Annotated in this window: 17 protein-coding genes; 7 read left to right on the top strand and 10 right to left on the bottom strand. The window is 38.6% G+C overall.

Features of this window, described 5'->3' with window-relative positions; genetic code table 11:
• Positions 1 to 3 precede the first annotated feature (3 nt).
• Genes J0J36_RS03490 through J0J36_RS03500 form a run of 3 tightly spaced genes read right to left on the bottom strand, consistent with a single transcriptional unit; the run spans position 4 to position 3,149 of the window.
• Positions 4 to 801 (bottom strand): YgcG family protein, encoded by a 798-nt coding sequence (locus J0J36_RS03490; protein ID WP_019291652.1) that lies wholly within the window; start codon positions 799 to 801, stop codon positions 4 to 6.
• Positions 798 to 1,898, bottom strand: a complete 1,101-nt coding sequence (locus J0J36_RS03495) for a TFIIB-type zinc ribbon-containing protein (protein ID WP_165719045.1) — start codon at positions 1,896 to 1,898, stop codon at positions 798 to 800. The genes J0J36_RS03490 and J0J36_RS03495 overlap by 4 nt, the downstream gene beginning before the upstream one ends.
• A gap of 21 nt (positions 1,899 to 1,919) precedes the next feature.
• Positions 1,920 to 3,149 (bottom strand): SPFH domain-containing protein, encoded by a 1,230-nt coding sequence (locus tag J0J36_RS03500; protein WP_019291650.1) that lies wholly within the window; start codon positions 3,147 to 3,149, stop codon positions 1,920 to 1,922.
• Positions 3,150 to 3,581: 432 nt separating this feature from the next.
• Here J0J36_RS03500 and J0J36_RS03505 point away from each other — a divergent pair, with 432 nt between their 5' ends.
• The 3 genes from J0J36_RS03505 to pyrF are packed head-to-tail and all read left to right on the top strand — an operon-like array spanning position 3,582 to position 6,014.
• Positions 3,582 to 4,367, top strand: a complete 786-nt coding sequence (locus tag J0J36_RS03505; RefSeq protein ID WP_019291649.1) for a dihydroorotate dehydrogenase electron transfer subunit — start codon at positions 3,582 to 3,584, stop codon at positions 4,365 to 4,367.
• The gene (locus J0J36_RS03510) at positions 4,367 to 5,302 is read left to right on the top strand and encodes a dihydroorotate dehydrogenase (RefSeq protein ID WP_019291648.1); all 936 of its coding nucleotides are present in this window, start codon (positions 4,367 to 4,369) and stop codon (positions 5,300 to 5,302) included. The genes J0J36_RS03505 and J0J36_RS03510 overlap by 1 nt, the downstream gene beginning before the upstream one ends.
• Positions 5,295 to 6,014: an orotidine-5'-phosphate decarboxylase gene (pyrF, locus tag J0J36_RS03515; protein WP_019291647.1), complete on the top strand. Its 720-nt coding sequence runs from the start codon at positions 5,295 to 5,297 to the stop codon at positions 6,012 to 6,014. Before J0J36_RS03510 ends, pyrF begins: the two co-directional genes overlap by 8 nt.
• Before the next feature lie 32 nt (positions 6,015 to 6,046).
• On the opposite strand, the gene rsmG is transcribed toward pyrF, so the two are convergent.
• The 6 genes from rsmG to J0J36_RS03545 all read right to left on the bottom strand — a co-directional run bounded on the left by rsmG (position 6,047) and on the right by J0J36_RS03545 (position 10,704).
• Positions 6,047 to 6,760 (bottom strand): 16S rRNA (guanine(527)-N(7))-methyltransferase RsmG, encoded by a 714-nt coding sequence (gene rsmG, locus J0J36_RS03520; RefSeq protein ID WP_153924636.1) that lies wholly within the window; start codon positions 6,758 to 6,760, stop codon positions 6,047 to 6,049.
• Positions 6,760 to 7,719 carry a polyprenyl synthetase family protein gene (locus tag J0J36_RS03525; RefSeq protein ID WP_019291645.1) on the bottom strand — a complete coding sequence of 320 codons (960 nt, stop codon included), beginning with the start codon at positions 7,717 to 7,719 and terminating at the stop codon, positions 6,760 to 6,762. The genes rsmG and J0J36_RS03525 overlap by 1 nt, the downstream gene beginning before the upstream one ends.
• On the bottom strand, positions 7,710 to 8,240 hold the full coding sequence (locus tag J0J36_RS03530) for a Gx transporter family protein (protein WP_014025081.1): 531 nt from the start codon (positions 8,238 to 8,240) through the stop codon (positions 7,710 to 7,712). The genes J0J36_RS03525 and J0J36_RS03530 overlap by 10 nt, the downstream gene beginning before the upstream one ends.
• Positions 8,237 to 8,632 carry a NusG domain II-containing protein gene (locus J0J36_RS03535; RefSeq protein ID WP_019291644.1) on the bottom strand — a complete coding sequence of 132 codons (396 nt, stop codon included), beginning with the start codon at positions 8,630 to 8,632 and terminating at the stop codon, positions 8,237 to 8,239. The genes J0J36_RS03530 and J0J36_RS03535 overlap by 4 nt, the downstream gene beginning before the upstream one ends.
• 102 nt (positions 8,633 to 8,734) lie before the next feature.
• On the bottom strand, positions 8,735 to 9,661 hold the full coding sequence (gene galU, locus J0J36_RS03540) for a UTP--glucose-1-phosphate uridylyltransferase GalU (protein WP_019291643.1): 927 nt from the start codon (positions 9,659 to 9,661) through the stop codon (positions 8,735 to 8,737).
• A 23-nt stretch (positions 9,662 to 9,684) separates the two neighbouring features.
• Complete coding sequence (locus J0J36_RS03545; RefSeq protein WP_019291642.1) at positions 9,685 to 10,704, bottom strand: NAD(P)H-dependent glycerol-3-phosphate dehydrogenase; 1,020 nt, start codon at positions 10,702 to 10,704, stop codon at positions 9,685 to 9,687.
• A 219-nt stretch (positions 10,705 to 10,923) separates the two neighbouring features.
• Between J0J36_RS03545 and J0J36_RS03550 the strand changes: the two genes are divergently transcribed.
• From J0J36_RS03550 to J0J36_RS03565, 4 genes are read left to right on the top strand one after another with little or no spacing between them, the layout of a single operon-like run.
• Positions 10,924 to 11,406 carry a nucleoside deaminase gene (locus J0J36_RS03550; protein WP_019291641.1) on the top strand — a complete coding sequence of 161 codons (483 nt, stop codon included), beginning with the start codon at positions 10,924 to 10,926 and terminating at the stop codon, positions 11,404 to 11,406.
• A 19-nt stretch (positions 11,407 to 11,425) separates the two neighbouring features.
• Positions 11,426 to 11,923, top strand: coding sequence for a GNAT family N-acetyltransferase (locus J0J36_RS03555; RefSeq protein ID WP_086582126.1), 498 nt, complete (start codon positions 11,426 to 11,428; stop codon positions 11,921 to 11,923).
• Between the two features lie 13 nt (positions 11,924 to 11,936).
• Entirely contained in the window at positions 11,937 to 12,425 is a 489-nt protein-coding gene (locus J0J36_RS03560; protein WP_019291639.1) for a GNAT family N-acetyltransferase, read from the top strand.
• Positions 12,426 to 12,455: 30 nt separating this feature from the next.
• On the top strand, positions 12,456 to 12,791 hold the full coding sequence (locus J0J36_RS03565; RefSeq protein ID WP_019291638.1) for a potassium channel family protein: 336 nt from the start codon (positions 12,456 to 12,458) through the stop codon (positions 12,789 to 12,791).
• A gap of 61 nt (positions 12,792 to 12,852) precedes the next feature.
• Here J0J36_RS03565 and J0J36_RS03570 read toward each other — a convergent pair whose 3' ends face one another.
• Positions 12,853 to 14,046, bottom strand: a complete 1,194-nt coding sequence (locus tag J0J36_RS03570; protein WP_019293718.1) for a cyclopropane-fatty-acyl-phospholipid synthase family protein — start codon at positions 14,044 to 14,046, stop codon at positions 12,853 to 12,855.
• Between the last annotated feature and the right edge of the window lie 113 nt (positions 14,047 to 14,159).

The raw sequence follows: 14,159 nt of genomic DNA on the forward strand, positions 1-14,159 counted from the left end.
TTATTAAAAACTCCGTCCACCGCCAGAACCTCCGCCACCAGAGAAGCCGCCTCCACTAGAGTTATTATTTCTAGGAATACGGCGAGTAGTAATGAAGGAGTTGACCAACGTATCGCTTTGTTTGGATAAGTTTAATTTTCCATTCTCTTGATAACCATAATTCCAGTGTGCGCCCATCTTTAATTGATAGCGAGAGACCAGAACAGTAACAAAGGCACCAGCGGAGATGAGTGCAAGAATAACTGCAATTAGAATATAAGCAGGACGGAAGGAACGATGAAAAGTAACGGCTCCCGTTTGCGGGTCAACCGTATATTTTCGTCCGCCAGGTATCCCCTGTTCATAATAATGCGTCACTTGTGCATAAAAATTCTCTATGGCTTGTGGATAATTCCCATCGGACAATTGAGGTTGCACAACATCTAAAATCGACTCAATCCGAGAAGAGGTAATGTAATACTTCAAGTTTCCTGTTGCCCAGATATAAAGTTTCCGCTGTGACATATTAATTACCAAGACAATACCGTTGTTCCCTTGCCCGACTTTTTGTGCTAAATAATTGACTGCTAACTCTTTGGGCGATTCAGTATCGTCCATGGTTGTAACTACAAAAACTCCAGCTTTGGTCTGGTTTGCAAGCAGTTGAGCTTCTTGCTCAAGGGATTGTGTTGAGCCACTCAAAAGAGCAGCCTTATCGTCAATACCTACCTGCTGTGCAGAAGTATCTTTAACAAAAGCAAACAATGTACAGAGTGTAATTACTGTAAAAAATAGTGTTAAAAGTATTCGTTTCTTTTTCATGAGACAAACCACCCCACAGTCACGCCAAGTATAAGTACAGTGATGAAAATAAGAAGTGCCACCAGAGCGACTTTCATTTTATCCACAGGAAGGATACCAGCAGTTTTACCTGTTTGGCCATTCATTGCATAATAGAAAAGTTTATCGCTATTTTTTTGACGATAAGTCACGAGCCAGAGTGGCAAAAGCACATAGTCACTTTCTAGATTTTTAATGCTTTGTTGAGATTGAACACTGGTTACAGCAGTATAGCCTTGAATTGTGTCGCGCATGAGCGCTTCGGAATACTGACGTAATTCGCTATCTACGCGTTCCTTGATTTCTGCATACTCAATATCTCTTTTTTCAGTTAAAAAACCGGAGAGATACTGATTTTTAAAAGATACCGCTTTGGATAAATCGAAGGGTTGAACAGCACCAACCATTTTTTCTGGTTCATTTTTTTTCAAGGCATTTTTTACTAAATCTTGAAAGTTGCTGTTTCCTTCTCGGAGGATTTGGTATTGCTTAGTTTCTGTGTATTCTAAATCTCCAACAATCCAGACCCGTATCCTATTGGCACGTGCTTGCAATTGTCCTTCTAAATCTGCACCAACAACCCAATAAGGAAAATAAACACCTTGAAGTTGCTTGATTTGTTTTTTATCAAAGAAATCTTTCGGGACAAATCTCTTTTTCCCTACCCAGTCGAGGAAAGCTTTTTCAGCATCCTTCTGTTCAATCTGGAAAGGTAGAACTTTTTCTGGGAGAAATTTCCCAGAGAGACGTTCTGAAAGAACGACAGGATTGTGACAATAATAGCAGAAAGTAGAAGCAGTAGTTGCATCTGTCACAATTTCCGCACCACATGAAGGACAAACAAAGAGTCCAACCTGATCATCAATCGGTGTTTCTGCCTCATCAGTTTCTAAAGGAACATCTGGAATACTTTCTTCTGGAAATCCCTTGTCTTTTTGTTTGGCTTCAAAGGCAGTAACTTCCTCTTCCGTAAAGGTAGATAAGCAGTACTGGCAATGAAACTTTTGACTTTTAGGATCAAATAAGAGGGGACCGCCACAATTAGGACAGAGATGGGTGAGAACCTTCGACTGGCTCATAATTTACCTCTTTTCTGATTTTTATAAAGGTTTAGCAACAAAAGGTTGTCCACATTCTGGACAGAATTTTGGAACACCATTAGCTAAATTAACGACTGCATTACAAGCTGAGCAAGCCATTTCGATCTTTAAGTTAGCTTGCACTTCAGGTTTTTTCTCACCACAGTTTGAACAGAATTTTCCTGCATTTTCTGTACCACAAGCTGAACAAGTCCACGTGTCTTCCGATTTTGTCGCTGCCTTTTCCTGTTGAGCCATTTGGGCTTGATTTGAGGCACTGGCCTGACCAAGCACATCTCCCGCTTGGTTCATTCCCATGCCCATTCCCATAAAGGCTTGCATGGCTCCACCAGTGTTGCTTCCAGCTGCTTCAATACCGCGCGCCACAGCGCCTTGCATATAGCCTTCACGTACACTTGGATCACCTAGCATTGCACCTTGGTTACGCATATTGATTAGTTTTTGGCTGTCATCTGTGTAACTGATTGAGCTTACAGCAACAGCGACCACTTCGATTCCACGAAGTTTGCGCCATTCTTCGTCAAGTGTATCCGCCATATATTTTGAAAGTTCAACAGATTTTGAAGGGAGGAAAGAAACGCGCTCACCTTGTGCTGAGTAGAGGTTGATTGACGTATTCAATGCTGTTAAAAATTCTTGGAGATATTGTTCATTGATATCTGAGATTTCAACTTGTGTTTGATTTTTTGGAATGGCATTAGCATAGAACAAGATAGGATCTGTAATTCTTATCGAATATGTTCCATGTGTACGGAGAAAGAGTTCCGCATTATAGAAGTTATCAAAGTATTGTAAAGGCGTAGCTGTTCCAAACTTAATGCCTTTAATTTCTTGAAGATTAATATAGTAAACTTCTTGTTTTTGAGGTGTCACACCACCAAATTTAAAACGAAAGAAGGCTTCTTGAACAGATTCTTTAAGTCCACCGTTAAACATAGAAGGTGCAGTATCATTTTTGACCGTATAATAACCTTCTTCTGCGGTATAGTCAATGATTTTACCGCCGTCAACAAGGAGCATCATCATATTAGGATAGACATGCACGACAGATCCATCTGTAATGACATCAGAAGTTCCTTTACGATTGCTACCACGTTTATCGTCCTTGCGCACCATAACACCTTTGGTCATAACAGTTTGATCGGACATATCTTCTGGTTCGATGACTTCAAGCCATTGATCGGCTAACGTTCCTCCGAGGCTACTTGTCGCTGCTTTAATGATACCCATATTTTTCTCCTGTCTTTATTTAAATTACACGCTTTCATTATACCATAGAAATAAAGGATTTTTTTACAACTTGAGTAGGATTTATTGATTCTTGTAATTCCTCTTAATTTAAGTTATAATACTTTAAAACCTTTAACTTAGTCCAGAGAGGCTAGCAAGGATACGATAAATTATATCCCCTTTGTTTCGCGTACTTTTAAGTATGAGAAAAGGATGATAGATGCTTTTTGTACACCTGCAGCCTCTCTGCAGGTGTTTTTATTATCATTCTTTCTGCTTTAGCAGATTAGAATGATAATACGCAAGGAGCAAAGCGAGTTGTAAAGCATTAGTTATTATTTCTGCTTTAATATGCTGGTTCATTGTGGATAAAGAACTCTTGACCTGCAAAACGCTTTGGCTAATGGATTCGTTTTATAAAAAGGAGGAGTAATGAAGCTTCAAGAAGAGATGCTTATTGTCAGTCAGAAAGAAGTTGCTGAAGATATTTTTGAGTTGGTGTTGCAAGGCGATTTGGTAGATGATATGGAAATGGCAGGACAGTTTTTGCAATTAAAAGTTCCCAGTCAAGAATTACTTTTACGGCGGCCAATTTCGATTTCGAGTTGGAATAAGCAGGAAAAAACGTGTACATTACTCTATCGTCGAGGTGATAACACCACGGGAACCTACCTTTTGTCAAAAATGGTTGCAGGACAATCAGTGGATATTCTTGGTCCTTTAGGTAAAGGATTTCCAGTTGATGAAGTAACAGAAAACGATCAAGTCCTTATAGTAGGTGGAGGAATAGGTGTTCCTCCGCTGTACGAGTTAGCGAAGCAGCTTAGTAAAAAAGGCTGCAATATTACGGTTTTGCTCGGATTTGCACGTGCGGAAGTCAAGATTCTTGAAGAGCAGTTCGCGCAGCTCCCTAATATTGAGGTAAAAGTAGCTACAGATAATGGTTCTTATGGTTCTCGAGGACATGTTGGGCATTTATTCAATCAGCTTGAACAAGAGGTAGACGTGGTCTATGCTTGTGGTTCACCAATGATGTTAAAAACCGTAGCAACAAGGTTTGAAACTTTAGAGCGCTTGTATTTGTCAATGGAAGCACGTATGGCTTGTGGAATTGGTGCATGTTATGCTTGTGTTGTCCCAGATAAAAAAGACCCAGAACATGCTTTAAAAGTATGTCAAGACGGGCCGGTATTTAAAGGAAATGGAGTAGTAATATAATGAATCGACTTGCAGTGGAACTTCCTGGATTGAATCTAAAAAATCCAATTATGCCTGCTTCAGGCTGTTTCGGTTTTGGCGAGGACTATGCACGATATTATGATTTAAATCAACTGGGTTCCATAATGATTAAGGCCACAACTCTTAAACCACGTTATGGTAATCCAACGCCACGTGTTGCAGAAACAAGTGCCGGCATGCTTAATGCGATTGGTCTGCAAAATCCTGGTCTAGATGTAGTACTCTCAGATAAATTGCCTTGGCTGTATGAAAACTTTCCTGAGCTACCTATTATTGCTAACGTAGCCGGTTCTGAACTATATGATTATGTAGCTGTTTGCGATAAAATAGGGACAGCACCAAATGTTAAAGCTATTGAACTCAATATTTCTTGTCCTAATGTGAAGCATGGCGGGCAAGCATTTGGTACAGATCCGAAAGTTGCTTATGATTTGGTCAAGGCTTGTAAGGAGGTAGCGGATGTCCCACTTTATGTCAAGCTCTCGCCAAATGTGACGGATATCGTAGAAATCGCTCAGGCCGTAGAAGCAGCAGGAGCTGATGGGATTACGATGATTAATACTTTAATGGGAATGCGTTATGATCTGCAGACTCGTAAACCGATTTTAGCCAACATTACAGGTGGTCTCTCAGGGCCGGCGATTAAACCAGTAGCTTTAAAATTGGTTCACCAAGTGGCACAAGCAGTGGAATTACCGATTATCGGAATGGGCGGTGTAATGACTGCTCAAGATGTTCTTGAATTTTATCTGGCTGGTGCAAGTGCGGTTGCAGTAGGGACAGCAAACTTTTCCGATCCCTATGTGTGTCCGAAAATTATTAATGAACTTCCTGAACTTATGGATAAGTATGGGATTGAAAGTTTAGAAGAATTACGTAAAGAAGTAAAAAAGGAGAAAAAAGAAAATGCATGAATCAAGACCAATGGTAGCCCTTGACTTCCCCAGCTTACGCGACGTAAAAAATTTTTTACTGCGCTTTGATGATCACGAAAAACTCTATGTAAAAGTGGGAATGGAGCTCCTCTATCAAGAAGGACCGGTTGTTGTAGATTTCCTTAAATTTCAAGGTCATGATGTCTTCTTAGATTTGAAACTCCATGATATTCCAAATACAGTTGGCTCAGCCATGAAAGGTCTAGCCCGTTTAGGAATAGATATGATTAATGTTCATGCTGCTGGAGGGATTGAGATGATGCAGCAAGCTAAAGAAGGTTTGATAGCTGGAACACCTGCTGGAGAAAAGGTTGCAGATTTGATTGCTGTCACTCAGCTGACTTCCACTAGCCAAGAAAGTATGCACCATGATCAAATGATTATGACAAGTTTGGAAGAATCAGTTCTACACTATGCTAAATGCACAGATGAGGCTGGTTTAGATGGTGTTGTATGTTCAGCTCATGAGGTTCAAAAGATTAAAAGTGTCACACGTCCAGATTTCATCTGTTTGACACCAGGTATTCGTCCTGCAGGCACAGCCAAGGGAGATCAAAAACGAGTGATGACACCAGAAGAAGCACGCAATATCGGATCGGATTATATTGTTGTTGGCCGTCCAATTACTCGTGCTGAAAATCCAATTCAAGCCTATCAAACTATTAAAAATGAATGGAATGGGCGTGCATAATAAAGAAAAAGCTCTGAATGAACCAGAGCTTTTTAAAGTGGCTTTTTATTGGGCGTTCCCGCTTTTCGTGGGTACTTTTTCGGCGTTTCTTTTTTCTTTTCGATAATAGCAATGTGTCGCTCATCACCATTTGGAAGTTGATAATCAATCTGTTCGATAAATTTGCTTCCTAAGACGGCAATTGCATGTTTAGCATCCGAAAGTTCTTCATCAAATTTAGCCGCTTTGAGTGACAAGAGATGGCCATTTTTCTTAAGAAAAGGAATAGTGAGTTCAGAGAGTACACTGAGACGCGCAACTGCGCGTGCTGTAACAATATCAAATTGAGCGCGGTAGTGAGGATTTTGTCCAAAATCCTCAGCGCGACCGTGCAATAAAGTCACTTGCTCTAAGTGCAACTCTTTTGATAAAAGAGACAAGAAGTTGATGCGCTTGTTAAGCGAATCAATAATAGTTACTTGTAGCTCTGGGAAAATAATCTTCATTGGTAAACTAGGAAAGCCTGCCCCGGCACCAATATCAAGGATTTTTAAGGGTTCATTTTGAATGAGCTTGTAGAGAATCGGTGCAATTGAATCATAGAAATGCTTGAGAAAGACTTCTTTTTTCTCTGTAATTGCCGTAAGGTTAATTTTTTCATTCCACTCAACGAGAAGCTCAAAATAGCGTTCAAATTGTTCTTTTTGTTGATCATTTAAGAAAAGGTCAAAAGTTTCAAGTTGCGCATAAAATTCTTCAGGGTTCATTATAAATTCCGTTCCAAAAGTTTTCTTGTAACACTGCTAATGTTATCACGTGTTTGGCCCTCAGGGAGCTTATTAATTAGATTGAGAGCTTGATTAGTATAATATTGGGCCAACTCTTTAGTTTTAGTCAGCGCTCCAGAGCTTTGAATGAAGCTGTAAACTTCTTCAAATTGTTCTTTTTGAATCAAAGATTTCACATGACGATGATCGATCTCTAAAGCAAAAAGAACGGGTGCAGAAAAGATACCTTGCTTGATGTCTTCATGTACAGGTTTTCCCAGAGTTTGACTGTCGCTAGCATAATCAAGATAGTCATCCATAATTTGGAAGGCAATTCCAATGTCCATCCCAATATTATAGGAGAGTTCAGATAAGTGAACATCTTGCATAATTAAAGGAGCGATTGAGGATGACATAGCAAAAAGTTCGCCAGTTTTTCCAGAAATATTTTGAATATAATCATCGAGCGTTTGCTCAAAATCAAAATGTTTGTTGAGTTGTCCAAGTTCTCCGCCTAAAAGGCGTTCAATAGATCCGATGTTTTTTGTTAAATTTGGCAAATCAAAAGAATATTTTGACAAAAGTTTAAAAACAGCTACAAAAAGATAGTCGCCAGCATAAACAGCAATTGACGGATCGTATTTTTTCGAGAGAGTCTCGACACCGCGACGTGTATCTGCTTGGTCAACAATATCGTCGTGAATAAGCGTTGCAGTGTGCAGCATTTCGACGCTTGCAGCAAGTGCGATTTTACTTTTATTATCCATAGCAGTAAAATCAGCAAACATTAATAAATAAGCCGGACGTAGCATTTTTCCACCTGCATCAAACAGGTCAAAAATGGCTGACTTGATTTCTTTATTTTTGATGCCAACCTGTTGCTTCATCAGCTTTTGAACTTTGACTAAGGAAGATTCTAATTTTGGATATTCTGACCAAATTGTATTTTTTACGTCCATTTTTTACTTTCTTTAATAAATAATAACTGTATTGGTGCTACACGCTGAATGATTTGGTTGCCACCAACACCGATGGCAAAACCAGCGAGCATACCGAAAAAAGAGAGCCATGGTAAATAAAGCATTACGGAGCTTGTACCTGTAATAAGCGAAGCAACAAGCAGTTGTCCGAGATTATGAAAGAAGCCTCCGACAACAGAAATACCAATGAGAGAGACCCATTTGGGTCCTAATTGCTTCATGAGGTACATGGCTAAGAGGCTTAAAATAGCTCCTGCCGCAGAGTAGATAACCACAGAAACACCTGTGAATAAGGCAGTAATTAGCAAGCGCAAGACTTGCATTGTCCAAACTTTTCGCCAATCTAAGGTGAAAATGGCAATAATCATTACCAGATTAGCTAGGCCAATTTTGGCTCCCGGAGCAAAAGCGAAGAAGGAGGGAATCCAGCTCTCAAAAATGCCCATAACAACAGCTACTGCAGTGAGAAGTGCTATATAAATATTTTCTTTTACATTCATCCGCTATAATCCACTCCAGATTCTGATTGATCTCCAATGATTTGAATGACTAAATCATGAGGTAAACAAACGATAGTATCGTTAACTTTTGAAATAAAGCCACGTTGCACATCAATTTGATCGCGACAAGAAGCCTTAACAACAGCAATCGCTCCATCCTTTACCTCTATTTCATTGTAATCCCCATCCTCAGAGCGATAAGTCCAGCGCTGATTTTTGCTTAAATCAAATGTTTTAATCACTTTCCCTTGCACACGTAATTGGGCCTTTGTCCCAGCGCTATTGTGAGGCAGGAGAAAAAAAACAGAAAAAGAAGCACAAAATAAGGCAAGAATAATGATAATATCCAGAGCTTTAATCTTGATTTCTTTGAAAAATTTCATCCCCTCCATGATAGCATAATTTAGGCAAAATAAGAAGTTCGGAATGATTTGTTCTTACAAGGAAAAAGGGGATAAGAAGAGCTGCCCAAGCAAACGCTGGACAGCCTTGAATTATTTTTCAGTTTTGCTTTCAGATTTTAAAAGTTCTTCTGCTTTAGCGATGATGTAATCATGCAATTCATCTTTGATTTGTGGATGATTGAGACCATATTCGATAGTTGTTTCAACGAAACCAAATTTATCGCCGACATCATAGCGTTTGCCAGTGAACTCGTGTGCAAAAACGCGTTGTGTTTTATTTAAAGTTTCAATCGCATCCGTCAATTGGATTTCGTTACCTGCACCAGGTTTTTGTTTTTCTAAAACTTGGAAAATTTCTGGAGTTAAGAGGTAGCGGCCGATGATAGCCAAATCAGAAGGAGCATCCTCAACAGCAGGTTTTTCGACGAATTCTGCAACATTGTAAAGACCCTTAGAAACTTCACCTTCTGGAGCAATAACACCATATTTGTCCACATCGTCATGTGGAACTTTCATTACAGCGATTGTTGAAGCGTGTGTCTTCTCATAGTCAGAAATTAATTCTTTTGTGAGTGGTGTACCATCTCCCATGATGTTCATAAGATCGTCACCAAGCATAACAACAAATGGTTCATCGCCAACAAAGGCTTTTGCTTGAAGAACCGCATGTCCAAGCCCCATTGGGTGGCTTTGACGTATAAAGTGAAGATTGATATCTGTTGTTTCTTCAACTAATTTTAAAAGCTCTGTTTTACCTTTTTCTTTAAGGTTTTGTTCCAACTCAATGTTTGAGTCAAAGTGGTCTTCAATAGGACGTTTAGCTTTACCTGTAACGATTAAGATATCTTCAATTCCTGATTTTAAGGCTTCTTCAACGATAAATTGAATCGTTGGTTTATCAACGATAGGTAACATTTCTTTAGCAAGGGCTTTAGTAGCAGGCAAGAAACGTGTACCCAGACCGGCTGCGGGAATAATTGCTTTTCTTACTTTTTGTTTTGGGTTTGTTTTAATCATTTTAAAAATTAGCTCCTTTTGATTTAGATACTGAATTCGTTTTCGGTACGTGTTTCACGGCGCATAATGTCTAAGATGCCTTCACGGGCATCCATATTTTCATAAAGCACCTTGTAGATTGTCTCAGTGATGGGCATATCGATATGCATACTTTGTGCGAGTTCGTAAGCGGCTTTGGTTGTTGAAACACCTTCGATAACCATTCCCATATTTGCTTCGATATCCGCAAGCTTCTCACCTCGACCGAGAGCATCACCTGCTCGCCAATTGCGTGAGTGAATCGATGTACCCGTAACAATCAAGTCACCTACACCAGACAAGCCGCTATAAGTAAGTGGTTGAGCGCCCATAGCAACACCTAAACGGGTAATTTCTGCTAAGCCACGCGTGATAATTGCTGCTTTAGCATTATCACCAAAACCAAGACCATGTAAAGCCCCAGCACCGACTGCAATAATATTTTTCAAAGCACCCGCTGTTTCTACACCAATAACATCCGTATTGGTATAGAGTCGGAAATAATCGTTAGAAAAAATTTCTTGGGCATATTTAGCCGTCTCTAAATCATTTGAAGCAGCAGAGATTAAGGTAATATCACGTCGAATTGTTTCTTCGGCATGCGAAGGACCAGAAACCACAACAATTTCGCTTCGGTATTCTTCTGGAATCTCTTCTTCGAGTATTGAAGAAATACGTTCATGGGTCCCTTGTTCGAGCCCCTTAGATGCATGCATAACTGTCACTTTATGTTTAAGAACTTTTGCGACTTGTTGAGCAACCAAACGTGTGACTTTTGTTGGAACAACGAAAAGAATAGCATCAACATCAGACAAGGCAAATTCGAGATCGGTATAAGCAGAAATTTTCTGATTTAAAGTGATCCCTTTGAAGTAACGTTCGTTGGTATGCTTTTCATTAATTTCAGCAATTTGGTCAACATTGTTTCCCCAAATACGAACTTCATGTCCATTGTCATTAAGAACTTGAGAAAGAGCAGTTCCCCATGATCCAGGGCCGAGCACGGCAATTTTTTGTGGATTCATATTTTTTCCTTTACTAATTTATCCTAGCTTATAAAAGCCCAATACATCCTCATTTTACCATAATCTATATTAAAATTCACTGAAAACCCAAGTGAGAAAATAAAACAAAAAAGGAATTTTGCTTAAAAGATGTCAATAATACAGTAAACGCTTTTATTTATAGCGGGTTCATTGTATAATAAAGTCTAACTATTTTATTATGGAAGAAGGAAGGTGAATATGCAAAGACAAAAACATATTGCGCTTTTGGAACGCTGTGTGGAGATTTCCCAAAATGCTCGCAATCATGGGAATACTCCTTTTGGTGCACTTTTGACAGATAGCAAGGGAAATATTCTCCTAGAACAAGAAAATATTGAAATTACAGAACAGATTTGTACGGGACATGCAGAAACCAGTTTGGCTGCAAAAGCTTCCAAGCTTTATTCCAAAGAATTTTTGTGGCAATGTAAACTTTATACTACAGCGGAACCTTGTGCAATGTGTACCGGAGCTATTTATTGGGGGAATATTGGAACTATCGTTTATGCTCTAACTGAAAAACGTTTGTTAGAACTAACAGGAGACAATGAACAAAATCCCACTTTTGATTTGCCTGCGCAACAGATTATTGATCGCGGACAAAAGCTCATACAGATTATCGGACCCTTTCCAGAAGTAGAGGAAAAAGCTAGAAAAGTTCATGAAGGATATTGGAAATAAAAAGCAAGGAGATTCTAAAATGAAAATCAGAGCACTAGAAAGAACAGACTTAAAAAATATTCATATCATCAACAATGAAGCTAAAACTATGCATTTATGGTTTCAAGAACCTTACGAATCCTTAGATGAATTAACGGCTCTATATGATAAGCACATTCATAGTATGGATGAACGTCGTTTTGTTGTAGATGTGGATGGTGCATTTGCGGGCATAGTAGAATTGATGGAAATCAACTTCATCCATCGTAGTTGCGAAATACAGCTTATCATTACAGAAGAGTATTCTGGTCGAGGCTTGGCACAAGAAGCATTTCACCAAGCCTTAGAATATGCTTTTAAAGTATTAAACATGCATAAAGTTTATCTTTGGGTTGATGTTGATAATGCTCCTGCTGTTCATATCTATGAAAAAGTTGGGTTCAAAATTGAAGGAACAATGAAAGAACATTTCTTTGCAGCTGGAAGTTACCACGACAGTCATTTTATGGGGCTTTTGAAAAAAGATTATTTAAAATAAAAAGGAGAAGAAGATGACAAGCATTCGTCCGGCACATTATTCTGATTTAGAAGAAATAGCACATATTAACGTAGACAATTGGCAAACGACATATGAAAGCATCTTGCCTCCTACTTATTTAGAAAGTTTAGAATATGATACATTTCAGAAAAATTGGGAGCATTTTCTTGCAAAACCCTCACAATATATTCTCGTCAAAGAGTTAGAAAATAACGTTGCAGGTTTCATTGCTTACTCAGAAAGTAGCGACCAGAGAGGTAACTTATACATTGATTCCCTTCACATCTCCCAGAAGTTTCAAAGAAAAGGGGTGGGGACTCAGTTATTGTCACATGTGTTGCAGCAAGCAAAAGAAGCCCAAATGACGGTCACCATTGCAATTCTTAAAAATAATGAAAATGCAAGGAGTCTTTATACAAAGTTAGGTGCAGTACATTTTAAAGATTTTTCGGATAAGTTTGGGGATGTTACTACAGAGTCAGAACTTCTTATTTGGAAATAAGCTTATAATAAATTTAGAAAGAAGGTTTCTGTGCTATCCTTACTAATTGCGACCAAAAAATTATTCACTTCCTTTAGTTTTATCTTAAAAAAGGACGATACAAAAGCTTTGTTTTTCTTGATGGCAACAACCTTGATGAGTGGAACTATCTTTTATTCAACAGTAGAAAAATTTAGCATTCTTGATGCCTTATATTTAAGTTTTATGACCTTAACAACGATAGGATACGGAGACTTGCATCCGATAACTACAACAGGTAAAATATTTACAATGATCTATGCTACGGTTGGTTTAGGTATCATGGCTATGTTCATCTCTGTTATTGCCAAGGCCTTTATATATTCCAAACAAAAGCACAAAGAATAAATGTGCAAAAAAAATCAGTTGTATTTGACAACTGTTTTTTTCTTTTAATACTCATAAACGTTTAATGATGTTGGAGCATATACTGACGAGTCATTGGAAGACCAACACCTGAAGGCCCTTTTGTTAAAAGATATTGAACCACATCAATGTTCCCTGATTCAAAACTAGCGGCACAAGCTTGAAGATAAAGCGTCCACATGCGAGCAAAGGGACGGCCCATTTCCTTTTCAACATCTACAAAAACTTTACTGTAGTTTTCGTTCCAGATTTCTAGTGTTTTTTGATAGTGACGACGTAAAGGTTCCAAATCATCAAGTTGTAATTTTGCAGTCATAATGTGTTCGACATTTTCAGCGATGTTTGGAATATAACCTCCTGGGAAGATATATTTTTCGATGAAAGGATCAACACCTGCTCCACGATGTTGACCAGTAATTCCATGGATGAGGGCACGAGAATTTGGTTTGAGATAATCATAAACCTTTTGGAAATACATTTCTAAATTTTCTTTACCCACATGCTCAAACATGCCCACAGAAGTTACATAATCAAAGGTTCCTTCATTTAGATCACGATAATCTGTAAGGAAGACTTTGACTTTATCCTCAAGTCCGAGTTTTTTTGCCTTATTTACGATATAGTTGTATTGTTCTTCAGAAAGAGTAACACCTACAGTTTCTAAGCCGTATTCTTGTGCAGCGGTAAAGAGCAATGTTCCCCAGCCACAACCAATATCTAATAAACGTCCGCCAGGTGTACTGTTGAGCTTGTCAAGGATATGATGTACTTTAGCGATTTGTGCTTGTTCCAGTGTCATATTCTCATTTTCAAAATAAGCACAAGAATAAGTCATCGTTGGATCCAACCATTTTCTGTAAAAGTCGTTCCCAATGTCATAGTGCTGATGAATATCCTTTTTCGATTGCTTTTGGGAGTGATTGCCCAAGAGTTCAACAATGGATTTTCCGAAGCCTGATTGATTTGTTAAAAAGCTATCTGCTTTACGATAAGCGGAAGCGACAAGTTCTTGAATACTTCCTTCAATTTCGATTTCATCGTGCATGTAAGCTTCAGCAAGAACCAGAGTAGGCATGGATGCTAAATCGCTAAAAGCGAATTTTTTATTGAAAATGATGTGTACTTGAGCTTCACCATCGCCATATTTCTCTGTTTTGCCATCCCAGTAAGTTACTTTTACTGGAATATCAAAGGCAGAGGCGAGAGCTTTGTTTAATACTGTTTTTTCAAATACCAAGTTATTTCCCCTTTTCTAACTTTGCTATAGATAAAACTATACTCCGAGTTTTTTTGAATGTCAAATAGTTAAATTTTACAGATAAATGAGGTAAGTGCTTCATTTATTTGATA

It is taken from the genome of Lactococcus sp. LG1074, assembly GCF_017309525.1.
Taxonomy (GTDB): Bacteria; Bacillota; Bacilli; order Lactobacillales; family Streptococcaceae; genus Lactococcus; species Lactococcus petauri.

Coding starts and splice junctions, on each gene's coding strand:
- J0J36_RS03505 (WP_019291649.1), top strand. CDS start 3,582: ATGAAGCTTCAAGAAGAGATGCTTATTGTCAGTCAGAAAGAAGTTGCT.
- J0J36_RS03560 (WP_019291639.1), top strand. CDS start 11,937: ATGACAAGCATTCGTCCGGCACATTATTCTGATTTAGAAGAAATAGCA.
- J0J36_RS03545 (WP_019291642.1), bottom strand. CDS start 10,704: ATGAATCCACAAAAAATTGCCGTGCTCGGCCCTGGATCATGGGGAACT.
- J0J36_RS03510 (WP_019291648.1), top strand. CDS start 4,367: ATGAATCGACTTGCAGTGGAACTTCCTGGATTGAATCTAAAAAATCCA.
- rsmG (WP_153924636.1), bottom strand. CDS start 6,760: ATGAACCCTGAAGAATTTTATGCGCAACTTGAAACTTTTGACCTTTTC.
- J0J36_RS03495 (WP_165719045.1), bottom strand. CDS start 1,898: ATGAGCCAGTCGAAGGTTCTCACCCATCTCTGTCCTAATTGTGGCGGT.
- pyrF (WP_019291647.1), top strand. CDS start 5,295: ATGCATGAATCAAGACCAATGGTAGCCCTTGACTTCCCCAGCTTACGC.
- J0J36_RS03550 (WP_019291641.1), top strand. CDS start 10,924: ATGCAAAGACAAAAACATATTGCGCTTTTGGAACGCTGTGTGGAGATT.
- J0J36_RS03490 (WP_019291652.1), bottom strand. CDS start 801: ATGAAAAAGAAACGAATACTTTTAACACTATTTTTTACAGTAATTACA.
- J0J36_RS03525 (WP_019291645.1), bottom strand. CDS start 7,719: ATGGACGTAAAAAATACAATTTGGTCAGAATATCCAAAATTAGAATCT.
- J0J36_RS03535 (WP_019291644.1), bottom strand. CDS start 8,632: ATGGAGGGGATGAAATTTTTCAAAGAAATCAAGATTAAAGCTCTGGAT.
- J0J36_RS03555 (WP_086582126.1), top strand. CDS start 11,426: ATGAAAATCAGAGCACTAGAAAGAACAGACTTAAAAAATATTCATATC.
- J0J36_RS03530 (WP_014025081.1), bottom strand. CDS start 8,240: ATGAATGTAAAAGAAAATATTTATATAGCACTTCTCACTGCAGTAGCT.
- galU (WP_019291643.1), bottom strand. CDS start 9,661: ATGATTAAAACAAACCCAAAACAAAAAGTAAGAAAAGCAATTATTCCC.
- J0J36_RS03500 (WP_019291650.1), bottom strand. CDS start 3,149: ATGGGTATCATTAAAGCAGCGACAAGTAGCCTCGGAGGAACGTTAGCC.